This is a genomic window from Pseudomonas sp. Sample_22 (assembly GCF_004307635.1).
GTDB lineage: Bacteria > Pseudomonadota > Gammaproteobacteria > Pseudomonadales > Pseudomonadaceae > Aquipseudomonas.
In genome coordinates, this window is record NZ_RCNY01000044.1 from 1 (window position 1) to 4120 (window position 4120).

The 4120-nt window shown below is 60.5% G+C and carries 3 protein-coding genes; 1 reads left to right on the forward strand and 2 read right to left on the reverse strand.

Features of this window, described 5'->3' with window-relative positions:
• Both mutY and D8U73_RS11000 read right to left on the reverse strand, forming a co-directional pair.
• Positions 1-994: A/G-specific adenine glycosylase (mutY, locus tag D8U73_RS10995; protein WP_130904462.1), on the reverse strand; the 994-nt coding region annotated here is incomplete at its 3' end.
• Positions 991-3216, reverse strand: coding sequence for an AsmA family protein (locus D8U73_RS11000; RefSeq protein ID WP_130904463.1), 2226 nt, complete (start codon positions 3214-3216; stop codon positions 991-993). The genes mutY and D8U73_RS11000, both read right to left, overlap by 4 nt.
• 357 nt (positions 3217-3573) lie before the next feature.
• On the opposite strand from D8U73_RS11000, the gene D8U73_RS11005 reads away from it, so the two are divergent.
• A partial coding sequence (locus D8U73_RS11005; RefSeq protein ID WP_130904464.1) for an MFS transporter occupies positions 3574-4120 on the forward strand: 547 nt, incomplete at its 3' end.

Genomic DNA, 4120 nt, shown 5'->3' on the forward strand with positions numbered 1-4120 from the left:
GGCGCGGCGGGGTGGCGAGGTTATACCAGAGCCAGTCGGCCTCGGCCACGTGATGACCGGCCTCCTGGACCTGGACCAGCCAGGGTTCGATGGACAACTGGAAATGGCTGAAGGTGTGCACCAGGCTCGGCAGCGATTGCTGTGCGCCCAGTTCCAGCGAGTGCTGCGAAGCCAAGTGTTGCAGGTCATCGAGGTCGTCGAGTTCCGGCAGGCTCCACAAACCGCCCCACAGACCGGTAGAAGGGCGACGGTAAAGCAGGATCGCGCCTTCGCCGTTGGCGAGCATCGGCATCAGCGTGCGTTTCTGCGGGATGGCTTTGCGTGGCTTGGGTATCGGGTAGCGTGTTTCCAGGCCGAGCATGTGCGCTTCGCAACCTTTCTCCAGTGGACACAGCAGGCAGCTGGGTTTGCTGCGGGTGCAGAGCGTCGCGCCGAGGTCCATCATCGCCTGGGTGTAGGCATTGACCCGATCATGTGGCGTAAAGCGCTCAGCGTTCGCCCAGAGCTGTTTTGCGACCTTCGGCTCGCCCGGGTAACCCTCTTGCGCGGTAAAACGCGCCAGTACGCGTTTGACGTTGCCGTCGAGGATCGGCGCACGCAGGCCCATGCTGATGCTGGCGATTGCGCCGGCAGTGGACAGGCCGATGCCCGGCAGATCAGTGAGTTTTTCCACATCCCGGGGGAATTCGCCGCCGTATTGCTCAACGACGATCTTCGCGGTCTTCTGCAGATTGCGTGCGCGAGTGTAGTAACCCAGGCCCGTCCACAGGTGCAGTACTTCATCTTCCGGCGCAGCGGCCAGGGCTTCGACTGTCGGCAGCGAAGCCATGAACCGGTCGAAGTAGTTGAGCACGGTGCTGACCTGGGTCTGCTGCAGCATGATTTCCGAGACCCACACCCGATACGGGTTGATGTCCTGCTGCCAGGGCAAGTCATGACGGCCGTGGCGGTCGAACCAGTCCAGCACCGCCATTGAAAACTGCTCGGCTCTCATCGCTTGAACAGCCCCTTGAGCGCATCCTTGAGTTCCGGGCTGACTTTGTCGCCCAGCTTCTCGTCGATTTTTTCGCTGATGCGTTCGCCGGCCAGTTTGCTCGCAACCTGTCCCATGCGTTCGTTGTCCAGTCGGCAAGCCTTGGCACCCAGTTCCAGCGGGCCACGGCAGCGCAGCGGCCACTCGATGCCGACGAATTTCTCACCCACCTGGCAAGCCGGGTCCGGCATGTCGCTCTTGTCGCCTTCGACAATGATGCCTACGCGGTAGTCCATGCCCAGCACCCGCAGATCGATATCACCGTCACCGTTGACGGTCATGCCCGGGATGCGCACTTTCAGGTCCGGGTTGCTGGCCACGCCGTTGCGGAAATTCAGGTTGCCCTTGAGCTCCTGGAACGGTGTGTCCTTGCCCCGTGGCTCGCCACTGAGGGATTTGCGGTTGAGCGTGGCGATGCCTTTGCACAATTGCTGCTCGAGGTTGGCATTGAGCAACACCCCATTGTTGATGACGAAACTGGCGTTGCCGTTGAGGGTTTCGATCAGCGCTTTCTGGCTGTTGCCGCTGCCGGTCAGGCTGCTGTTGAGCGTGACCAGGCCTTTGACCGGCGGATTCTTGCCCTGGCTTTCGAGGATTTTTTCCGCCGGAACGCGGCTGATCTGCGTCTGCAAATTCAGCACGGGCGCTTGCTGGCGCACATCGAGGGTGCCCTTGGCGTCGAAGTTACCTTCGTACAAATCACCGCGCAGGCTGGTCAGGGTAAGCAAACCGCCTTGGCCGTTGGCCTTGAGTACGGCGTTGTGGATCGGCAGTTTTTCCAGGGTCAACTGGCCAAAAGTCAGATCGGCGTCCACATCCAGCTTGCTCAGTCGTTCCACCGGCAGCAGGCGCTCGCTGCTCCAGGCTTCTTTGGTCGGCGATGGCGGCAGCGGTGTGCTGCCGGCGCCCGCCATGGCATCGGCTTCGGTGCTGGCGACTTCGGCCTGACGCACTTGCTTGGTGCTGTTGGCTTCGGCCGACTTCGGCGCCAGATAGCGGTCGACGTTGAAAGTGTCTGCCTTGAGGGTTGCACGCAACGATTGCTTGGCGAAGTCTTCGACGGCAATGCGGCCGCTGAAGGTGCTGTCATCGACTTTCAGGTTGATGTCGTCCAGGACGAGGCTGGAAGGCGTGCCCGCAAGACGGGTAGCCAGTTCCACCTTGCTCAGGCTGCCTTCGCCCATGGCCGGCAATGTCTGGCCGATGCTGTCGACGAATTTTGCCAGGTCGAACTGGGCGACCGACAGGCCACCGCTGACTTGCGGGGTCTTGTCCAGATCATTGACCTTCAACTCACCCAGCGCACGCAACTGATTGGCGGAAACCCTGATGCCGGTCCACTCGGCGACATTGGCCGCCCGGTCCAGCAACAACTGGCCTTGGGCGGCGAAGGTCATGGTTTTGCCTTGAAGTGGATCGCCCGCCACTTCACCGGACAGTTTCATGTCTTCCAGTTTGTAGCGCTGCAAAGCACGTTCGAAACGCAGTTCGCCATTGAGCTCGGTGCGCACTCGCAGAACGGGCTGGTTAGTGCCGAGGAATGCAGTGAGCTTGACTGGAATGTTGGTGGAGTCATGCACCGGGCCGGTGCTCAGCTGGATGCTTTCGGCGCTGAATTGCTTGCCGGTTTTTTCGTCGTTGTACTCAACGCGGGCGTTGTTGACGGTCAGGCTGTCAATGTCCAGGCGAATCGGCTGGGCCGGTTTATCGGCCTGTGCGGTGGTTTGCGGCTCGGGTTCGCTGGTGGTCGCCGGTGCGGTGTCCGGGTTCGCAGGCTTTGGTACCTTGCCGATATCTTCCCAGTTGCCGTGGCCATCCTTGTCGCGGTTCAGGCGTAGATTGAGACCTTCAACGCGCACGTCGCTCATCTGCACTTCGCGGCGCAGCAGTGGCAGTACGCGGACCGACAGGCCGAGCATCTGCAGGTCGGCAAACGGTTCGGTGGGCTTGGCCAGGGTCGCGACACCGGCGTCGTGCAATTCAAGGCCGAGCCACGGAAAAAGGCTCCAGCCGATATCGCCATTGAGCGTCAGCTCGATGTGGGCCTTGTCGCGGGCAATCTGGCGAATCTCGTCTTTGTAGTCGTTGGGATCGAAGAGGTGGGTCAGGGCAAAGCCCAGCGCCACAATGATCAGCAACAGCCCGAGAAGTACCAGACCCAGGATTTTGCCGAACGCTTTCATGGGCGAGTCCTTGTAGTTAGTCGAATTCGAAATTTAGCCGGGGAGTATAGCGCTCCGAAAGAGACGACCGGTCAGTGATCACTCGGACCGAGTGTCGGGCGGCATGTTCAGTCGGCCGTTTGGCGATCGTCGGCAGGCGATTTCTGCACGCAAGAGATCGGATAACGTACAAAAAACTGATAGCACTTTGGTTTTTCTGTCACGTGCAAATGGTAACCTTCGCCCGTTCGTCGGTCCTTCTGCGACTTGATGCCGCACCAAAATGGAGCTTCATCGTAAAAAAACAGTCATGCGTGCGCATAAAGGCTGGGGATGAAGAGCACCTGGCGAACCATACTAATAATTGGGGGATACACAATGACCACGAGTATCGCGGCGGACGGCTACGCCGACCAGCCCGCGTTCCTGTCCAAGGAACGCATTATCGCCAAGCCCGGTTTCAACCGTTGGCTGGTGCCACCGGCCGCCTTGGCCATCCACCTCTGCATCGGCATGGCCTACGGCTTTTCGGTGTTCTGGTTGCCCTTGTCCAAGGCGCTGGGTCTCAGCAAGCCGCTGGCCTGTGCGCCGGACATGAGCTTCATCGCTCAGGTTTTTTCCTCGCAATGCGATTGGCCGATCTCGATGCTCGGCTGGATCTACACCCTGTTCTTCATTTTCCTGGGTTGCTCAGCAGCGATCTGGGGCGGCTGGCTCGAGCATGCCGGACCACGCAAGGCCGGCGTTGTTTCGGCGCTGTGCTGGTGCGGCGGTCTGTTGATTTCGGCGCTGGGCATCTACACGCACCAGATCTGGCTGATGTGGATCGGCTCCGGGGTCATTGGCGGTATCGGCCTGGGCCTGGGCTACATCTCGCCGGTGTCGACCCTGATCAAGTGGTTCCCGGACAAGCGCGGCATGGCGA